Raw genomic sequence first — 19,967 nt, 5'->3', positions numbered from 1 at the left:
TATACAATAAAAGTGTTGTATTAATTGTTACTGTTAGTGGGAAGAGTTTTTACTGTTAATGTGAATGAGTCCCTTTTTGATGTTCTGGTTCAGCACATATTTTCTGAATATGAAAGAGAAAAAATTCCCGAGATAAAGATCATACTTCCCTGCAAGAGGGATGTGATAGCATTGCTGAGTGCATTCAAGAATTACAGAACTATAATTTTGCCAGAGATAGTTTCACTAGAAAACATTGATGAAGAAGATTTAATATTAAATCTTGATAGAGTTAAAGTTATTAACCCGACAAAGAGAACGCTGCTACTCATTCAATTTATATTGGAGTGGAATAAAAAACACAATGATAGTTTTCCAATCGATCTAGTTTACAGTTTGCCGTCATTACTTCAATATACCCAAATAGCGGATTGTTATCAGCTTGATGAGCATTCGAAGAAAATGGAGAATTTCATAAACTTACTTATCAAAACTTGGAGTAATACTTTAAAAAGTTTAGGAGTAGTAGATATACTAAAGCATAAGAGTGACTACATAAACAATATGATAGCCTCCCTGAAGAAAGATCAGCATATGATCTTTATTGGAATTGGAAAGGAGGAGATTTATAAGTTGTTGATTAAAGCTGTATACGACCTGCCATTTGGAAAGATAATTTTACCTAATCTGAATTTGAAAATTAAAGAGAAAGATTGGCAATCACTTGATAAAAAACATTATCAATATTGCCTGAAAGATCTGCTCGATTATTTAAGTATAGGCAGAGAGGATGTAAGTTTTCTGCCAGAAGCGTGTTCTGATGTCATTCCAGTACCCAGACACTCGGATCCAGAAAACTTAACTTTAAATGAGTGCACCAGGTGGCTGTACAATAGAAACTGGATTCCAGTGTCAAGCACTGGAATGACATCATCTACTACTCAAATTACCTGCAAATTACAATGTTCGTACACTAAAAATCAGAGGGCTGGGATGACAGGCAGTCCTGAACTAGATTATGTCTTTGATACAACTGCCGATCTAAGTAAAGTTAGTAATGGATATATTGGCAATATTGAAGTCATCACTTGTGATTCCAGAGAGGAAGAAGCACAGGTGACGTCACTAATTATGGAGAATGAAGGTTATGAAAACGTTTCTTTGTTTGTTTTTGATAAATTACTTGCAGTTCGTATGGTGTGCCCCATATCGAAAAACTATTCTTATGTGACGCTTCTGCTTTATAGTATTGAGATTTTGAACTCAAAATGGAACGGTGTAGCATTGCTTTCTCTTCTTAAACATAGGCTAGTGACTTTTGGTTACGCTCAAGAAAAGTACACTCGTATTTTATCTGAGTTTGAGATAGAAGTATTGCGTAGCTTTGATATAAGTGGTCTTAAGGATATTATCAACGCTATTAGTACTTGTAAAAAGCTAAGATATAAAGAAGATATATTAATTATTATCAGTAGATTAGAAACTATATTTAATCTTTTACTTAATCTTATAAATTATCCTATTTCTGATATAGCAGCAGCTCATTTACAGTGTGTTAATGTGCTTTCTAATGTGAATTTTCTAGAGCTAAATGGTGAAATAGGTAATTTTACTCGTGATTTCTTAAATGCATGTGACGGTATAGCAATTGAGTGTTCCTTAGAGTTATATAGTCAAATCCTGATATTATTTTTAAAAAGGAAGTTTTTTTCTCCAGAAAATAACTTTGATAAATTTAGCTTATATCAAAATAAAGTTGTAATACTTGCTGGATTTAATGATATACCAAATTTTCAGAATCCGTTTTTGAGTGCACTGAATAGAGAAAAATTTAACCTTCCTTCTGTGCAAGAAGAGCAAGGGTACTTTTTGTATACTTTGCGCAATTTATTTGGTGCCGGCAAGGTTTATATTACGAGGCTAGTGAGTGATAGAAAATCAATTCTATTGCGCCGTTTGGAGGTTCTGTTACAAGAACCAAAATATCCTTATCGCAATTGGCTAAGAATATTAAATACACCTGAGTGCATTGTTCCATGTACTCAGCCTATGCCAAAACCTCAAGCCAAAGTCAGAGAAGAAAAAATGCAAGTGATGTCTTGCAGTGCGGTAGAAAAACTGATTCGTAACCCTTATTCATTTTATGTTGAATACATACTGAACCTTAGACAGTTGAAAGACTTAAATTTTAAGCCATCGATATTGGAGTTTGGCACTATGGTACACAATATTTTTGCAAGATATTTACGCAACGAAAAGTCGCTGATGAGTATTACACGAGAAATATTCTCGTCTAATCGATTCCACTTTTCAAATATGTGGTGGGTAAGGTTGCAGAGGATAATTCAATCTTTTGTTGAGTTTGATAGGACTGGAAACAATCAAGTTGAGTTGGAGAAGAGCTTTTCCTATCCGATATTTCATATTCCAGCGCGTGACACACAACTGCGCGGATGCTGTACAACTTCCACTAAGAAGAAGGGTGTCATCCCAGTGCTTGACTACTTGGATCCAGAAAATTTGATTGCAAATGAACACACCAGACAATTGTGTAATAAGAGCTGGTCAGATACTCGAATGACAGAAGAAATTTCACTGACAGCAAGATGTGATAGAGTTGAGTATCTACCAGGTGGGCAAGTAGCAATTATAGACTATAAACTTGGTTCACCACCTTCCAATGAGGAAGTTATGTCAGGATTTTTCCCGCAATTAATTTTACAAGCTTTAGCAGTGGAATACACAACAAAAAAAGAAGTCTCGGAGCTTGCTTATTGGAAACTTGATTATGATAAAATAAAGGTTATTGCTTTGAAAGATTATAGACAAAAAATGCATGAATTTCAGAATATTCTACCAGATTTCTTATCTAATTATTTAAGAGATACTACTCCCTTCATTGCCTCTCCTTATTTTGATAAATTCCTGAGATTTAACAGCTACAAACAACTAGAAAGGATAGGGGAGTGGTTATAAATTATATCTCCTCTCATCCAGATCAAAATAGCTGGTTGTACAGCTGGTTTACTAAGTGCAGTAGGAGAATTACTAGATTGTGATATAGACTCATCTTTGCTAGATTCAAACAACCATAAAAAAACACTAAAAAGTGATTCAATCAATTTTAGCCATTAAAACTTGAATAGTGGCTAAAATAGCTTTAAATTGTATATTTTTTTAGGAGGGGTATATGCCATCACAAAAACAGCTAAATGCGCAGCTAATTGATGCTGCTAAAAAAGGACAGCTAGATTTTGTTCAGCAAGCTATACAGGGTGGAGCAATTATTAATACAATAGATGATGATTATGGGAGAACTGCTTTAATATGGGCTGCTGAAAATGGTCAACTAGAGATATTACAATACTTGATAGAAGAGGGAGCAAATGTTAATGCAGAATCTCCGGGAAACATAACTGCTCTAATTCATGCTGCTGCCCATGGTCATCTTGAGGTAGTACAACTTCTAATAGCAAATGGAGCTGATTTAAATGTGAAAAAACGTAAAGGTCAATTCTCTGCCCTAACATATGCTATTGTAAATGGCCATAAGGAGGTAGCAAAGCTTCTAACTAGATATCATTTAATAGCTAATCTTGATATGTCAATACCTCGCTTGCCTCTTCCTACTTGTATACCAGAGTTATCATCTTATTGGTATAACTGTAAGGATGAGCTCAATAAAATGAAGGAAGAAGATAGTGAATTATATAATTTTCTTGTAAGTAAGGGCATTGATGACCAGGTAAGAATTTGGACAGGGAGTGAGACAATACAAAATATTTCACAAGATAGATTAAATATAGAATACTCAATTTATGCTAAAGATTTAACAGGTAAAATAGAATTAGTGATATTTTTTCTTAACAACAGGGAAATAATCAATTCTTTATTGCGGTATTATAAGGTAAGAATTCAAACAATTGATCAGGTAAAAAGCCTACTTGATCGTTTCACAAGAGAACATGTAGAGCTTGAAGTAGAAATTGTTCCAGCACAATTAAACTTTAATACTCAAGAGTTACAATCCCCTAAACTAAAAACATTATCATTTGCACAAATGATTAACAATCATGCAGGATTATTTTCAGCTGCCAAAAATGGTCAATTAGAAACAGTAAGATACCTGATAGAAAAACAGAAAGAAGATATTAATTCAACAGATCACTATGGAAGAACTGCTCTAATGTGGGCTGCTGGAAGTGGCTATTTAGAGGTAGTAAAGTACCTGATAGAAACAGCAAAAGCAAATGTTAATGTGAAAGATGGCTATGAAAACACTGCTCTGAATTATGCTACTAGAAACGGGCATTTAGATGTAAAAGAATATCTGAAAGGTTACATACAAAAAGAACTGCGGAAGAAATACGTCTGCATTGGCGTGAGTGGTGCAATAGGTTATGTTGCCGGTATGACAATATCATATTCTGCGGGAGCAGTGATTACAGTTTGTGCAGCATCAGCGACCGTTAGTCTAGCGTTAGGTGCAATGTTGGGTTATATGATTGTAGAAGTAAAAAAAGAGAAAGCAAACAAAGGTATAGCTTCTGCGCTTAAAGATGTTTTCACTATTCAAGCTCTAAGTAGAATAGCCTTATAGAGAGTGAAAGTAGGTTTATTGATTAAGGTTGCATGATTGCCTTAATAACAATAAAAAAATAATAGAAGCAAAAGATATGGCTTGAAAGTTTTCTAAGGTCTTCACTAAAAATGTCTCAACTTGACACTGAAATACAATTTGATTTAACTAATCATATATGTAGGTAATGTCAAACACTAGAATGAGGAAATATGGATAAAAAAGTTAGAATAGAATCAGATAGCTTAGGAGAAGTAAAAGTACCAAGTGAACATTACTGGGGAGCGCAGACTCAGCGTTCTTTGGAAAATTTCAAAATTGGTACAGAGAAAATGCCAGAGTTTCTGATTAAAGCGCTAGCAATAGTAAAACTTGCAGCAGCACGTGTTAACATGAAGCAGGGTAGCATAGATAATAGAGTAGGGGATGCAATCTGCTCAGCTGCAAAGGAAATAATAGACGGTAAATTTAATAATCAATTTCCACTTGTTGTTTGGCAAACCGGGTCTGGAACTCAGACTAACATGAATATGAATGAAGTGATCAGCAATCGTGCAATAGAAATTTTGGGCGGTGATTTAGGTAGTAAGTCTCCAGTGCATCCAAATGATCATGTAAACTGTGGTCAGTCATCAAATGACACTTTTCCAACAGCAATGCATATAGCAGTAACAGAGCAAATAAACCGCTTGCTTATTCCCAATCTTGAAGAATTATATAAAGCGCTAAATAATAAGGTTCATGAATTTAAAGATATAATAAAAGTAGGGCGTACTCATCTGCAAGATGCAACTCCTCTAACACTTGGGCAGGAATTTTCTGGCTATGCAGTTCAGATTAAAAAGGGAATAGAGAGAGTAAAGTCAACTCTGATCAATGTATATGAACTTGCACAAGGTGGCACCGCGGTTGGCACGGGAATCAATACTAAAAAGGGTTTTGCTGAGGATTTTGCTAAAGAAGTGGCAAAAATCACTAATTTTCCATTTATTTCAGCAAAAAATAAGTTTGAAGCACTAGCAGCAAATGATGCTTTAGTTGAGCTCAGTGGAGCACTCAATACAGTAGCAGTAAGCTTGATGAAAATTGCAAATGATATAAGGCTACTTGGTTCTGGTCCAAGATGCGGAATTGGAGAAATAATGTTACCAGAAAATGAGCCTGGCTCTTCAATCATGCCGGGTAAGGTGAATCCAACTCAATGCGAAGCGGTGACTATGGTATGTGCTCAAGTTATGGGAAATCATGTTGCCGTGACAATTGGTGGCTCAAATGGTCACTTTGAATTGAACGTGTTTAAGCCGGTGATAATTTACAATGTTTTGCAGTCTATAAGACTTTTAGCTGATGCAAGTTTAAATTTTGCAGAGAAATGCGTAGTTGATATTAGAGCAAACGAAGAAAGAATAAAGGATTTACTAAATCAGTCGTTAATGCTAGTTACTATATTAAATACGCATATAGGATATGACAATGCAGCAAAAATAGCGAAGCTTGCTTATAAAGAAAATATCACTCTAAAAGAAGCAGCAGCAAAACTTCAACTGCTCACTGAGGAGGAGTTTGAAAGGATAGTGAAACCAGAGGAGATGGTAGGTTAAACTACCACCTTTTTTTTGTCCCTAGTTATTGTGGTAATATGTATGGAACTTTGCTGGTTGCTTTACATATACCTCTTCTAAATCACTTAGAGCGTGGTCATTGTGATTAAAGCCATATCTCTTAACCATTTCATCTAGTGTAACAGAGCTTAGAGAGAAACTGAACTCTGGCAATGGATTCACATTTGAGGATTGCAGACTAGTTAATGGCTCTCCGCCATTTATTTGAGAGTCTAGGAAAGTTAGCTTACCTTCCAGGCTAGTATGTTCTTCTGGCACTGCACTATCATTAACTATTGAATCTTCTGGTACTATATTGCAGAATTGATTATCGAATTCAGCAAAACCCTCAAATGAAGGTACTGATATGCATTGGCGCTTTGCTGGTGGCTCCACTGTGCATATTTCTTCTAATTCACATTCTGTAAGACTATTATACGCTGTAAAACACAAGTCTTGTGATCGCTGTTTTCCAGTTATTGAACGAATTATTTGGCTATATAATTGATTCTCTTCAGCTCTTTTTCTTTTGTTTACTAACGGTTCATTTTCATAAGAAAAGTCTGGTCTACTATCAAATGTATGTTCAACAACTGTTTCCTCGAATTCAGGAGTTATAGGAGATAAATTTAACTCTGGCAAATCATCCACAATTGAGGATTGCAGACTAGTTACTCCATTTATCAAATAGTTAAATACTCTGGGGATAATTGCTCACCTTCTAGGCTATCTGATATATTATAATTCGACGTTAAACTACTACTAACTGTCGAATTTTCTGTTACAGTATTGCAGAATTGATTATCGAATTCAGCAAAACCCAGAAATGGAATTACTGTTTGGCTACATGATTGATCCTCTTTGTCAGAAGAAAGTTCTAGTCTAGTATCAAATGGATGTTCAACAACTGTTTCCTCTGATGGAAGAGATATAAGAGAGAAATGTGCTGCTGGCAAATCATCTCTGTTTTGTACTAACGGTTCATTGGAGTTTTCAGTGCTTAAGTTGCTTGAACTCTCTTTATTGCTTAAGTAAAAATTCTTTAGGACAAGCTTAGCTTTGACAGTTGATTTTGTCTCTAAATTTACTTTATAATCTTCTTTTTGCTGGGGATTCAGTTGATTAAATAGAATTTTAAATAAAGTATATTTGGGATGAATACAATCGAGTGTATTGAAAGCAAACTTTTCATTCTCTTGAAGCAACTGATTAAAGATTAAAAGTGCTTCTTCCTTGTCTAGTGCATTTAGTATGCCGTACATAGCTTTAGAGCCTTGAGGCTTTGCTTTAACATACTCTATATATTCATTTTATGGTTAGTGGTAAGATTATTGAATATCTTTTTAAATTTATTTACTTGTCTATAAGAAGTGAACTTGTCTAAATTTTTCACCACTTCGTCGCTTATACTACCATGCATTTCTTTACCACCATCAAAGTTAATATATTAATATTATATGAACTTTGATGACAAAATCAATATAAAGTATTTAAAAATTAATTATTTTTATAATAAAAATAGAAAATCTATAATTTTTTTTATTTTCCTGATTTGTGTCTGTTTTGCCTTCTATAGCTAACCCAAATTAGGTTTACCGAAACAAATTTTATGAATAATTTAAGTTAGCGTGTGACGTTGGAATCTAGATTTTTAGCTATGGTCAAGCCATAGGATGACAAATTGGACCCCAGACTATGCAAGAAATCTAAGGCGAATTATCTTTTATGGTCTGTATTTGTTTTTTCTACTTTCGTGACAGGAGTTAACAATGGATTATCAATTTGCTTTAAACTTTCACTTGCGCTTTGGTCTTGATTTGAAAGGAGCTTATTTTGTTGTTGCCCTTCATCATTTGGCGTACTTTTTTGAGTAGTTCCTTTTATATCCTCTACACTCTTTTTATCTTCACCAAAAAGTTTTTTGAATATTTTCTGCAGAAAACGTACCAAAAAGCCTTCTTCTTTTTGATTTTCTTTCGGTTGAGATATATTTTTCTTTTCACTCAACTGAGATTTTTTATTATTAGATTTTTTTTCTGTAGCATTCCTATCCACTGAGACTTGTTTTAACGAAATTTCAGGCTTTTTGTCGCTAGGTTTATCTTTTATAGGATCTTTGCTTACTGAAGGTTGTAACTTAGTTACTGTATCTGTTTGAAAAGAAATCTTTTTTTGTTCAAAGTTTTTATTTTCTGAAGCAACTTTTTCAGAAGTATCTGCCTCACTAACTGAGTCACGAATTTTGTCTTTTTGTACAGAGGTCTTTTCTTGTTTATTTTGATCAGAAATTTTGCCTTCTAATGTAGTTTGAGATTTTTTATTACTTTCAAACTCTGCAACTTTTTTACTTGTAAAAACGTCTTTTCCTTCGAATTTCTGTTTAAATCCAGCAATCTTTTTAAAATCTTCAGCTATTTTTTTTGCTGCACGATCCATTCGACCTTCAAGATTATGAATCAATTTTTTAATAATCTTCACTTCATCTTTACGCCCTTTTTGAGCTTTAAGCTCTCGGTGCAATTCAAAAATAATTTTTACTTTATCTTCCAATGAAGAATTTTCTGGAAAAACATCTTTAAGTTCCCGATTCAATTCGACGATCTTTTCAAAATCTTTAGCTACTTTTTTAGCTGCACGGTTCATTCGATCTCTAAGACTACGATTTAATTTTGCAATAGTCTTGATTTTATCTTCTAGTGAAAAATTATCTGCTGCAGAAATATCTTTTAACCTTTTCTCGAGATTTTCTTTGGTTACTTGCCTTTTGTGAGCTTTAAGTTCCTGGCGGAACTCATTGATAATCTTCACTTTATCTTCCAGCGACGTACCTTCTGGAAAAGCACCAGCAAAGACATCCTTGAATTTCTTCTCAATATCTGGTGTATCTTTAAGCTGTGTCATACCTACTAAATAAAAGCTTATACTAAAATCAGTATATTAGTTAATTATGTAAAAATGGTTAAGACACAAGGAGCACCTCATTTATGCTTTTTTCATCAAAATATCATTTACTTATTAGCTTAAAATACGTAACAATATAAAAATGAAAAATAGCCCATTAGCGGTAGTATTCGATTGGGATAATACCTTAGTTGATACTCAAGATAATATTTCTAATGCCATTAAGCATACTTTAGATTTGATGGGATCTGGCAGTAAAGTTGTTGATAGAAATTCTCATGAATCAAGAAAGAGCTACATGGTCAATTTGTTTGGTGATCAGTGGAAAAAAGCGAACCAGATATATCAAAAATACCTAGATAATGCATTGTTACAAAATATTACTCTGAATGAAGGAGTAGAGAAAATGCTGCAGACACTGAAAAGCCACAATATTTACCTAGCGATAGTTAGCAATAAGAAAAATACTAATTTACGTCAAGAAGTTGCCTATTTTAAACTAGATTCTTACTTTGAAAGAGTAGTTGGCTCATGTGATACTGCAGAAGATAAACCATCTGCAACTCCACTGCTGTTTGCACTGGAGGAGAGTACGCTACCTGTAAATAGAGAAAATGTGTTTTTTGTTGGTGACAGCATCACAGACATTCTATGTGCACAAAATGCAAATTGCTTACCTATTGTATACGGACAATCAATAAGAGGTTATGAAGATTTGTTATATTTTCAACATTTTAATAAACTTACAGAATTCATAGTAAAGTATTTGAAAGATAGGTGGTAATGACAGAGATCGCTAGTGTACACAGGCGCTTTTGCGCATATTTAATAGATGTAGCAATTTTATTAATTCCAACCTTACTAATTGTGTTGTCATTAGGGGATTTTCCATTAATTTTGCACCTGTCATACATGTGTATAAATTGTGGCTACTTTACATATTTTATATCTTCAACAGCTCAAGCAACTCCTGGTCAACAGTTAATGAATATATATACTATCACTTTAGATAGTTCTAAAATAGGTTTGAGCTTAGCATTTGATCGCACTATCTCTCAGTTTTTCCTTCCTATGCTAAATAATTCAATTATCACCTTTATCAAACTTTTTCAAACATCAGTAAATGCTTTAAGTACACTAGAAGTGATTATAGTGATGCTTACCTTCAGTTGGTATTTAGTTGCTTGCTTCTCTCAGAGGAAACAGGCATTTCATGATGTGCTATTTGATACGATTGTTGTGAGAAAAATGAATTGATGTTGCCTTGATTGTTATGTAGATTACATTGGTATATTAGCTAAAGAAAGGTTATGAATAAAGAAATAGTAGAACATTTAAATAAATTACTTACAAATGAGCTGACTTCTGTACGCCAGTATCTTTTGCATTCTGCGATTCTTAAAAATAGCGGAATCAATAAACTTGCAGAAAAGATGAGAAAGGAGCTTAATGAAGAACTTGAGCATGCAAATAGGCTGGCAGAAAGAATTTTACTGCTTAAGGGCATGCCAAATTTTCAAGATACAAATAAAATCTCAAAGTATGAAGGAAAGTTCACAAAAGATACAATGCAGAAAATCTTAGAAGATAATTCTAACTTAGAAGAAGAAGGTATCAAGGGAATCAAAGAGGCAATTTCCGTTGCTGAAAAAGAAAAGGATTTCGTGAGTGTAATGTTATTAGAAGGACTACTGAAAAATGAGGAAGAGCACTTACATTGGATCAAAGAACAGATTGACCTTATTGAGCTTATGGGTATTGAAAATTACTTGAGAACACAAATATAGAGTGTTAAGAAAAACAGTATTTATTTTCATTATACCTTTTTTACTTCTTTTTTCACTCGGGTTATGGCAGTTATTTAGATTGAGCTGGAAGAATAATATTATCAAAAATATGGATCTTCCAGTTATTCATCTACTGCCTAGTGATAATCTTTCAAAGTTTAACTACAGAAACGTTAAAATCGACGGAATTTTAAGTGATATAGAACTATATGTTTTCGCAGGTCAACGTGGCTATCATGTGCTGTCTCCTATGTTGCTTATCAATGGACATTACATGTTAATAAATAAAGGAATAGTCAGAGAAAAAAAAGAAGAAAAAGCAAAAATTGAAAAAGTAGCTGCTGATGGCGTTTTGTATTGTGATGGTAGCAAAAATTGGTTTATCAAAAATGATATTGCTTCAAATACATGGTTTACCCTAAGTACAGAAGAAATCTCCAATGATCTAGGTATTAAGCTAGAGAAATGTATATTGTGGCAAGATAATTTTGGTGGCAAATTGACTATACAGCCAATAAAGCATCTTGAATACGCAATTACTTGGTTTGCACTTTCCTTGATTTGGCTCATTATGTGCGTATTTTACTATAGGCAAAATATATATAAGTCGTAGAGATACAGTGTGGAAAAAGAAAAGCTACAAATAGAAAAAATGCAACAAAGTGGAAGAAAATACTTATTACAAGGGTTAGTGATATGTCAGTGTTGCAAATCCGTTTATTATGGAATGAGTAATGCTAAGGGAGGAAGAAGTTACTATCGTTGTCCTGGAAAACGTTTTGGTGAATGTAACAGCAAATCAATACTCGCAGATATACTAGAAGGGGTAGTATGGGAAGAAGTGAAGATGTTAAGAGGGCATATAACGAAGGAAAAGTGTGATTTATCAGAGGTAGATTGGGAGACTAAATTTAATATAATTAGAAAGTTAGTTCAGCGTATTGAAATTGATGATGATAATGTACATATGGTGTTTCGATTAAAAGAACTCGCTCTCGAAAGACAAAAAGAAGATATTCAACCTTGTACCAGAATTATAAAGAATGTAGTGCTATCAAATGCAATAGGAATGCATAAAGTTAGCAATGCCCTGGCTGCAATATCAGTTGCAGTGAAACTTGGAATTAGTGATGAAGAGATTAAAAAAGGTCTTTTGGAATTTAAAGGAGTAGCAAGGAGATTTTCTTTAATTGCCGATATTAAAGGTGTTAAGTTAATTGAGGACTATGCTCATCATCCAAATGAAATACAAGCAACCCTGGCAGCAGCACGTTTGACCACTAAAGGAAAGGTAACAGGAATTATCGAGCCGCTTCGTTTTGCTCGTATTCGTAATTTTTTTGATGAGTTCGTACGAATTTTCATGATGTTTGATTATGTAATTCTCACTCCTGTCCATCCTCCAGAAGATAAGCCTATTCCTGGCTGTGGAATTGATGATATACAAAAAGCCTTGATCAGTAATGGGTTTAATGATGTGAAGATGATGAATGATGCTTTACTCATTTCACATTTTATTAGTAATTCGACAAGTTCAGGAGATGTAGTATTATTTATTGGTGCTGGTAGTAATATAGCTAAACTAGCGAAAGAAACTGCAAAGCTGCTGCTAGTAAAATAAACTTAAGCATTGGTGATTTATATGATAAAATTGTGTAGTAAAACTGGATTCCAGTGTCTAGGCAAACAACTGTACAGACATTGCGATATGGGGATAGCTTCCATTAAGAATGGTGTCATCCCAGTGCCCAGACACTGGGATCCAGAAGACTTAACTTTAAATAAGTGGCTGTATAATAAAAACTGGATTCCAGTGTCAAGCACTGGAATGACACCATCTAGTTACTCAAATTATCTGTTTATCTGTAGGTTACAATGTTCGTACACTGAAATGTTACAGCGCTGGGGTGACATTTCCCGAACGTGAACACAATTGTGAATCTAGTGGAGGTTTAGCATGATGAAAAAGACGATCAGCAGTGTATTTGCAAGAGAAATTTTAGATAGCAGGGGTTACCCAACAATTGAGGTAGAAATAGAACTATGTGATGGAGCAACAGGTAGAGCCGCTGTCCCTTCTGGGGCTTCGACCGGTAAACTAGAAGCATTGGAGCTGAGAGATCAAGATGAAAAAAGGTATTGTGGTAAAGGAGTGCTGAAAGCTGTTCAATCTGTAAGTGGAGTGATAGCAAATAAAATCATTGGCATGGATGCAGCAAACCAGAGTGCAATTGATAAAGTTTTAATTGAACTAGATGGAACAAAAAATAAATCTAAACTTGGAGCAAATACAACTTTGGGTGTGTCTCTTGCTGTTGCAAAAGCAGCAGCAAACAGCTTTAAAATGCCGTTATATAAGTATTTGGGAGTAGGGGAAGAGCAGATGCCAGTTCCGCTAATTAACGTCATTAATGGTGGAGTACATGCAGATAATAAACTCGATTTTCAAGAATTTATGATTCTTCCGGTTGGTGCTGAAACTTTCAGTGAAGCAATCAGAATATCTGCAGAGGTATTTCATAACTTGCGCAGCATTCTTAAGAAAAAAGGTTATAGCACAAACGTAGGAGATGAAGGTGGTTTTGCACCAAACATTGGAAGCACTGAAGAAGCTCTTAATTTGATAATTCAGGCTGTTGAATCTGCCGGTTATTCGATGAAAAATCACTTTGCACTGGGTCTTGATGTTGCTGCATCTACTTTTTATGAAGATGGAGTTTATAAATTTGAAAACAGAGAACTCACTTCAGAGGAATTGGTTCAGTATTATTTTGACCTTGTAGGCAAATATCCAATAATTTCTATAGAAGATGCAATGAATGAAGACGACTATGAAGGTTGGAAATTACTTACTGTAAAACTTGGGAATAAAGTTCAATTGGTTGGAGATGATTTATTTGTTACAAATTGTGAACTAATAAGTAAAGGAATAGAGGAGAAAATGGCAAATGCTGTACTAATCAAGCCAAACCAGATAGGAACACTTACGGAAACTTTTGCTGCTATTGAAATGGCAAAATTAAATGGCTACAGGGCTATTATTTCTCACCGCTCAGGTGAAACAGAAGATACAACGATATCCCACATATCAGTTGCGTCGAATTGTGGGCAGATAAAGACTGGCTCGCTGTCGCGTTCTGATAGGCTTGCAAAGTATAATGAATTAATGAGAATAGAAAGTTCATTAGGAGAAAATGCTAAATATTATCGCGGGTTGGCATGGATTTCATAGATGAAGTTAAATTATATTTAAAAGCAGGTGATGGTGGCGATGGCTGTGCTAGTTTTCGTCGAGAAAAATTCGTTGAATTTGGTGGCCCAAACGGTGGTAATGGGGGCAGGGGAGGAGACATAATTTTCATCAGTGATGCAAATCTCAACACTTTGCTTAATTTTCGTTGTCGAAGACATATTAAAGCGAGTAGTGGAAAAAGTGGTACGAGTAGAGATAAATCTGGCACAGCAGGAAAAGATATTATACTTAAAGTTCCAGTTGGTACACAAATAATCGATGAAGAAAGTGAGGAAATAATAGTAGATCTTGATAAACCTGACATGGAATTTCAAGTAGTGAAAGGTGGAAAAGGTGGGCTTGGAAATACTAACTTTAAATCTGCTACTAATAGGGCACCAAGACATTTTACCCATGGTCAGCCCGGCGAAGAAAGAAATATAATATTGAAGCTAAAAGTTCTATCTGATGTTGGCATTATTGGTATGCCAAATGTAGGTAAATCTAAATTTTTAACCCGCTGCTCGAATTCTGATACGAAAGTAGGCGATTATGAATTTACTACTATAAGACCACATTTAGGTGTAGCAAAAGTGGATTATAGCGAAATTGTGATAGCAGATATTCCTGGAATAATCGCTGATGCTCATCTTGGAGTTGGGCTCGGACACAAATTTTTAAGGCACATAGAAAGGTGCAAAATTTTACTGCATTTAATTGATGTAACGCGCGATGACATTATTTCAGCTTATAATTGTACACATAATGAACTGAAGCTTTACAATAGCGATCTTATTGAAAAAGAGGAAATTGTAGTGTTAAATAAATGTGACTTATTGGAAGAAACAGAAATCCTTGAGAAAAGGAATCACCTAGCCGGTTTTCTTGATAGAGAAGTACTGTGCTTATCAATCGACGATGATTTACAGCCCATCTTGAGATTATTAAACGAGAAAGTGAAAACTAAGGAAATTGATGTATATGATCCTTTTAAGATGTGAATTTTTTATTTGACAATCAAAGTCTGGATTCCAGTGGGTAATTTTCCACAGTTGTCTGCATTTTTTGTTCCACAACTTATCTTTTTTTCGGCTTGTGCCATTTCTCACACTGTCTCTTGCTTTCTTGAATTCAGAAATTCAATAGCTACAAAAGCATTTGAGTAGTTTTTTGTTAAGAATTAGGCATAGAATCCCCCATATTTATTAATAAAGAACAGAAAAAATGTAACGCACATACGACAGAGATTAAGCATATGTGTGCACCCATTTGCGCTGAAGAAGATACGCTACATTCTTTACTGAGTTTGATTATTTGATAAAAAAGTCTGCAGACGAAGATAGATTTTGAGCTCTAAAAATACCTCTACTTTGATTATACTAAGATTAGATAAATAGGCGAAGTAATTTTTATATTAATTTTTTAGCTTACAACCGATTTTACGTTCAACAACTTGACATTTATTCAATACTACTGTATAATAAAGATGTGCATTTTTTGTACTATGGCAATAAAATTACCTTGTAATAGGTGTATTGGACCCGAGGGCAGTACTCGGCGCCTCCACCATATTTTTTGATTGATACGGGGGCGAGTAAGGATCGACATGCATAGTAAAGATGGTAGCTTTGCTCGGTTAGATACCACCGCTAAGAGTTCACAATTTAGATGCAAACGATAACTTTGCTGCTGAAGACAATGTTGCATTAGCTGCTTAATTTAGGCACTATAACTTCATTGCTATAAGCACGGTTTAGGGAACGCCGGGTAACAGAAGTTTCCCCAAACATGTAAGGGTTATATGGATAAAACAGATTATCAGAAGTCGCTTAGTCATGCTAAATTTCAAGTTATCAAAAAGGCTCTAGATACTATATTAGATAATGTTTTTACTCCTCACTTAGAGATACTGTTTTTTACTCGATTTAATGGTGTTGCCATACCAGACTACTTGAAAGAATCATATCCTACTCAAATGCTTATTATATTACAGCACCAATTTTATAGTCTAAAAGTTTTTGAGGATAAGTTTAGTGTCAGTTTGAGCTTTCGTGGAAAACAAGAACAAGTCACTGTACCGTTTTTTGCTATTAGTGAGTTTCATGATAAAATTTCAGGAGATACTTTAGTATTTAGCGTTGATTCTGATAAAGAATATGAAAGTGAGAAATGTGCTGAAAAGTCATCAAATGGTAGTATTATATCTATAGATCAACTTTACGATAAGTAGTTTTATAATATCAATTAAAAGAAGTGATCTCATTAAGTAATGGGTAATTAAAATAAGGAAAATGGTTCTGAATACTTATCTTGTCATATAGATATCCATTCAGGTGTATGGCTAATGTGCAAATATTTAAACCAGTGCTTTCTTTCTTGTTATGCAAGTAGCTGATGCTGGTTCCTTTGTAATGGCGTTATCTCAGTGCTCAGACACAGAATTGTATGAACATTCGTTTGTGAAAGCAGTGTGTTAAATATTATAGCAGATTTTGCCTCAAACACAAAGGTATCAAGCACTGGCATGATAACGTCTATTTCTGTGATTGTCTTATCTATCTTATTTTGCCACTCTGCTGAACAGATACTTATATTGTATACATCTCTCCGTTAACTTATCAATAAGTTTTTTATCCACGTGGAATCAAAGATTACAATATCTTGTTAAATTTTAATAAAAATCTTTAAAATTTTAATATTTTATGTCATACTTAGTATATTATTAAAATATTAGGTAGCAGTAATGTCAACATATATAAAAGAGTACGTCAACGATATTTGTGGATCGCAAATATCAAAAATTCATCTTCTTAAGGAAGACAAGGTCAGAGTCTTTTTCAAAAATGATAATGGAAAAACTTTTGATCGAACTTTCTCAAAAAGAGATATTGCAGAATTTTTAAACCAAACTATTGAAACTGAAGACTTTGTTATCACGCAAGATATAGAGAATAGCATTGCTTGTAATATAAAAGGAATTTATAAAGACAGCAAAGGGAAATATCACTACACAGAAATAATATCATATACTCAGGTAAAGTTGGCTTATGAAGAGTATACACAAAAATTTAAGAGAGAAGATGGTATCATGTTCAAATTAAATCGGTCTGGTAGAGACTTATGACCTTGAAATCAGCGATTTGGTCTCATAACCATAGTCTCCCCAAAAGAACCGTGCTTGCGGATTTCCCGCACACGGCTCCACAATACAGCGTTCACACTAGTGCTCCTGTGTATAAAGAAACATATACCTTTGGTTTTGGTAATGGATTTACTTTTAAATAGTGTATAAATTGTTCCCAATCGATACTTTTCTTTTGACTACGTCGGTTTATCCACTTAAATGCTAACTTTGTTGCCAGTCGATTGAATTGAATCAAACACCGATAATTTCCGCTAACTCCGAAGTAGCTATAGTGTCCTGTTAGTTTGGCTTTAAGTTTCTGCCACCAATCTTTGAGACAGATACGACTTCGTACCATCTTCAACCACTCTTTGATTTCTTTAATCTTTCTAGCTAGGCTTATTTTTGAAGTTTTCTGCTTCATCATAAGTTTACCATTACGACTTTTTCCACAATAATGTGTAAATCCTAGAAAGTTGAAGCTAGCCGTCCTACGTTTCTCTCTTTCTGCTTGATACCATTCTTTCTTACCAAACTTTACTATTTTTGTTTTATTTTCAGCTATTTCCAATCCAAATTTACTTAGTCTTTGTTTCAGTAATTCTAGAAATTCTTTTGCGTCTTCTTCCCTCTCGCAGCCAACTACAAAATCGTCGCAAAACCTTATTAGCTGTATATATCCTCTGGCTTTTGGCTTAAATTTCTTTTCAAACCATAAGTCCAGCACATAGTGTAAGTATATATTAGCTAATACAGGGCTTACTATACCACCTTGTGGTGTGCCTTGATCGGTTGCTTTGTAACATCCAACTTCGACTATTCCTGCCTTTAGAAATCGTTTTATTAACCACAATAAATTTGGGTCAGCTATTCGTTCCCTTAGACAATTCATTAGCCATTTATGTTGAACATTATCAAAGAACTTCTTGATATCCACTTCTACAATATAGTTAATTGGTTTGTGCATAACTGCTTTATCTAGAGCGTTTATCGCCTGATGACAATTTCTTCCTGGTCGAAATCCATACGAGCTGTCCATAAAGTTTGCTTCATAAATATTTTCTAATATCTTCTTTAGCATTACCTGTACCAACTTTTCTTCTGTTGATGGTATTCCGAGACCGCGTTTTTCCTTGCTTCCAATTTTGGGTATGTATACCCTTTTCACTGGTTGCGGTCGGTATTGCTTTCTCTTCATACTATCCACTAGCGTTCTAAGTTTCTCTTCTAGATTTTCTCCATAAGCTTCCACTGTCACACGATCTATACCGCAAGCCTTGTTGCGTTTTAGTTCCTTGTAACACTCTGCAAGATTCTCTTCATTAATCAAATGAACTAGCGATGTAAATTTTACTCGCTTATCTTGCTTAGCCCTTACTGCTATCTGGTTTAGTTTTCCTTGCATACTCCTCCAATCTCTGTTGTATTGGTATAGCAATCCCTATACCAGTCACTATATTGCTAACCGCTTCCCCTTGTATGTGGCTTTCCCACACTCCGAGTACTATCAGTTAGTCCGACTTCCTTTGCATCTTCCTCCAGTCCTTGCCTTTATTGACTTGTTCCAGAGTACCCTTACAGGAATACAAAGGATCTCCCAAGTTCACGTAAGGTCCATCTCAACACATGACGCGGCCTTCGATCCCGATGGGGTGAGTAATATCTTTCCTTAGCGTTATTACCCATGTTGCCTTCCACCAAATGTAAAGTGTCGGCCCCCATGACGCGTGAATTACGGGACTCAATACCTTCACTTTCGTTGCACCCTATGTTGTCCATTCCATTAGCTTTACTACGCTCGTTACCTTACGCAGCATAATGGTTTGTTCCAGGTTGCTGGCTAAGCTTTACCCGTGTTGGATTTTCACCAACTGTTCCTTACGCACTTCTTGGCGCACACATATTTCCACAGCCATAGGGAATATGCCAACATTGAGTGGATGGTATAAAAAAATTCTAGGCTTTAATCCTAGAAACGGATTATGTAACCCATTAAGTAACTTAATTGTTTCTATGAAGCTAGAAAGTAGAGAAGACTTTTTAAGCTTTTTTAATAGACTAAATAACGAAATAACCGAGCAAGATATTATAGATTACCTTAATGGCAAGGAAGAAAAAGAACGGCAGTTACATTTGATACTAGTTCTATCGGAGTGCTTACCTATTTTATGTTTTTATGATGCTAAAAAGAGTAAAAAATTTGTTTTCTCTGACAACATCTTGCTAAATAAACAAAAATTTTTCTTTGATCCTAAAACAAAAAAACAAGCTTCCATTTCTCAAGAGCAACTTGAGCATGCATTAGATAACACAAAATCAGAGCATTATATAATGTTTAGCTGCCGCCGCAGTTATTATTATAAAGATGAAAAGCTCAGTAAAGATGGGCATGCTATGCTAATATATAAGGGAGAAAATAGTAGGTACATATTTTTTGACGCTAATATTGGAGTGGTTGGTTTTTGTTCTAAAACAGGCATTGCGCAATTAGAACTAAATGATGTGCTTGATTTGATAAACCTTGCCATCTGGTATTATTCAGCCAGTGGATATTTTAGAGAGCAAGTTCCACATAGCTGTGACACATTAATTTTGCTTCGAGATGTAACATTGGTGCTGCAGGAAGTTGAAGAATTTTACAGTAGAGGGAATCCAAGGCAGCAAATAGTGGACATCTCTGTTGATAAACAGACTAATCAGTTATTGTTTGCACCTATTTATTATTGTGGGGCTTGATTTTATATCTATCACTACACATAATAGG

The 19,967-nt window shown here is 34.6% G+C and carries 17 protein-coding genes and 1 other RNA gene; 14 read left to right on the top strand and 4 right to left on the bottom strand.

Annotation, left to right across the window (positions count from 1 at the left end; all coding sequences use genetic code 11):
* Window positions 1–36 precede the first annotated feature (36 nt).
* From OM967_RS00725 to fumC, 3 genes are all read left to right on the top strand, one after another.
* A complete protein-coding gene (locus OM967_RS00725; RefSeq protein WP_264337354.1) occupies window positions 37–2,955 on the top strand; it encodes a PD-(D/E)XK nuclease family protein in 2,919 nt (972 codons plus the stop codon).
* Window positions 2,956–3,169: 214 nt separating this feature from the next.
* Window positions 3,170–4,579: an ankyrin repeat domain-containing protein gene (locus OM967_RS00720; protein ID WP_264337353.1), complete on the top strand. Its 1,410-nt coding sequence runs from the start codon at window positions 3,170–3,172 to the stop codon at window positions 4,577–4,579.
* 191 nt (window positions 4,580–4,770) lie between these two features.
* Window positions 4,771–6,159, top strand: a complete 1,389-nt coding sequence (fumC, locus tag OM967_RS00715; protein ID WP_211908003.1) for a class II fumarate hydratase — start codon at window positions 4,771–4,773, stop codon at window positions 6,157–6,159.
* 21 nt (window positions 6,160–6,180) lie between these two features.
* On the opposite strand, the gene OM967_RS00710 is transcribed toward fumC, so the two are convergent.
* From OM967_RS00710 to OM967_RS00700, 3 genes are all read right to left on the bottom strand, one after another.
* The gene (locus OM967_RS00710) at window positions 6,181–6,810 is read right to left on the bottom strand and encodes a hypothetical protein (protein WP_246433160.1); all 630 of its coding nucleotides are present in this window, start codon (window positions 6,808–6,810) and stop codon (window positions 6,181–6,183) included.
* A gap of 32 nt (window positions 6,811–6,842) precedes the next feature.
* Window positions 6,843–7,421 (bottom strand): hypothetical protein, encoded by a 579-nt coding sequence (locus OM967_RS00705; protein WP_264337351.1) that lies wholly within the window; start codon window positions 7,419–7,421, stop codon window positions 6,843–6,845.
* A gap of 454 nt (window positions 7,422–7,875) precedes the next feature.
* A complete protein-coding gene (locus OM967_RS00700; protein WP_264337350.1) occupies window positions 7,876–9,060 on the bottom strand; it encodes a hypothetical protein in 1,185 nt (394 codons plus the stop codon).
* A gap of 142 nt (window positions 9,061–9,202) precedes the next feature.
* Between OM967_RS00700 and OM967_RS00695 the strand changes: the two genes are divergently transcribed.
* The 10 genes from OM967_RS00695 to OM967_RS00645 all read left to right on the top strand — a co-directional run bounded on the left by OM967_RS00695 (window position 9,203) and on the right by OM967_RS00645 (window position 17,203).
* The gene (locus OM967_RS00695; RefSeq protein WP_211908004.1) at window positions 9,203–9,844 is read left to right on the top strand and encodes an HAD family hydrolase; all 642 of its coding nucleotides are present in this window, start codon (window positions 9,203–9,205) and stop codon (window positions 9,842–9,844) included.
* Window positions 9,844–10,317, top strand: a complete 474-nt coding sequence (locus OM967_RS00690; RefSeq protein ID WP_064085312.1) for an RDD family protein — start codon at window positions 9,844–9,846, stop codon at window positions 10,315–10,317. Before OM967_RS00695 ends, OM967_RS00690 begins: the two co-directional genes overlap by 1 nt.
* Before the next feature lie 53 nt (window positions 10,318–10,370).
* Window positions 10,371–10,847, top strand: a complete 477-nt coding sequence (bfr, locus tag OM967_RS00685; protein ID WP_010406741.1) for a bacterioferritin — start codon at window positions 10,371–10,373, stop codon at window positions 10,845–10,847.
* 1 nt (window position 10,848) lies between these two features.
* On the top strand, window positions 10,849–11,460 hold the full coding sequence (locus OM967_RS00680; protein WP_052264983.1) for an SURF1 family protein: 612 nt from the start codon (window positions 10,849–10,851) through the stop codon (window positions 11,458–11,460).
* A gap of 9 nt (window positions 11,461–11,469) precedes the next feature.
* Window positions 11,470–12,468, top strand: a complete 999-nt coding sequence (locus tag OM967_RS00675) for a glutamate ligase domain-containing protein (RefSeq protein WP_211908005.1) — start codon at window positions 11,470–11,472, stop codon at window positions 12,466–12,468.
* A 336-nt stretch (window positions 12,469–12,804) separates the two neighbouring features.
* Window positions 12,805–14,079, top strand: a complete 1,275-nt coding sequence (eno, locus tag OM967_RS00665) for a phosphopyruvate hydratase (RefSeq protein ID WP_211908007.1) — start codon at window positions 12,805–12,807, stop codon at window positions 14,077–14,079.
* The gene (cgtA, locus tag OM967_RS00660; protein WP_211908008.1) at window positions 14,067–15,080 is read left to right on the top strand and encodes an Obg family GTPase CgtA; all 1,014 of its coding nucleotides are present in this window, start codon (window positions 14,067–14,069) and stop codon (window positions 15,078–15,080) included. The genes eno and cgtA overlap by 13 nt, the downstream gene beginning before the upstream one ends.
* A gap of 448 nt (window positions 15,081–15,528) precedes the next feature.
* Window positions 15,529–15,864, top strand: a transfer-messenger RNA (tmRNA) gene (ssrA, locus tag OM967_RS00655).
* A gap of 16 nt (window positions 15,865–15,880) precedes the next feature.
* Window positions 15,881–16,309, top strand: coding sequence for a ClpXP protease specificity-enhancing factor SspB (locus tag OM967_RS00650; RefSeq protein ID WP_250120397.1), 429 nt, complete (start codon window positions 15,881–15,883; stop codon window positions 16,307–16,309).
* A gap of 513 nt (window positions 16,310–16,822) precedes the next feature.
* On the top strand, window positions 16,823–17,203 hold the full coding sequence (locus OM967_RS00645) for a hypothetical protein (protein WP_264337349.1): 381 nt from the start codon (window positions 16,823–16,825) through the stop codon (window positions 17,201–17,203).
* A gap of 91 nt (window positions 17,204–17,294) precedes the next feature.
* Here the strand turns inward: OM967_RS00645 and ltrA are convergent, their stop codons facing one another.
* A complete protein-coding gene (gene ltrA, locus OM967_RS00640; protein WP_264337348.1) occupies window positions 17,295–18,608 on the bottom strand; it encodes a group II intron reverse transcriptase/maturase in 1,314 nt (437 codons plus the stop codon).
* Window positions 18,609–19,126: 518 nt separating this feature from the next.
* Between ltrA and OM967_RS00635 the strand changes: the two genes are divergently transcribed.
* Entirely contained in the window at window positions 19,127–19,939 is an 813-nt protein-coding gene (locus OM967_RS00635; RefSeq protein WP_264337347.1) for a hypothetical protein, read from the top strand.
* The last annotated feature ends 28 nt before the right edge of the window (window positions 19,940–19,967 follow it).

It is taken from the genome of Wolbachia endosymbiont (group B) of Dolichovespula media (assembly GCF_947179505.1).
GTDB lineage: Bacteria > Pseudomonadota > Alphaproteobacteria > Rickettsiales > Anaplasmataceae > Wolbachia.
This window is presented reverse-complemented; position numbering and strand designations above follow the sequence as displayed.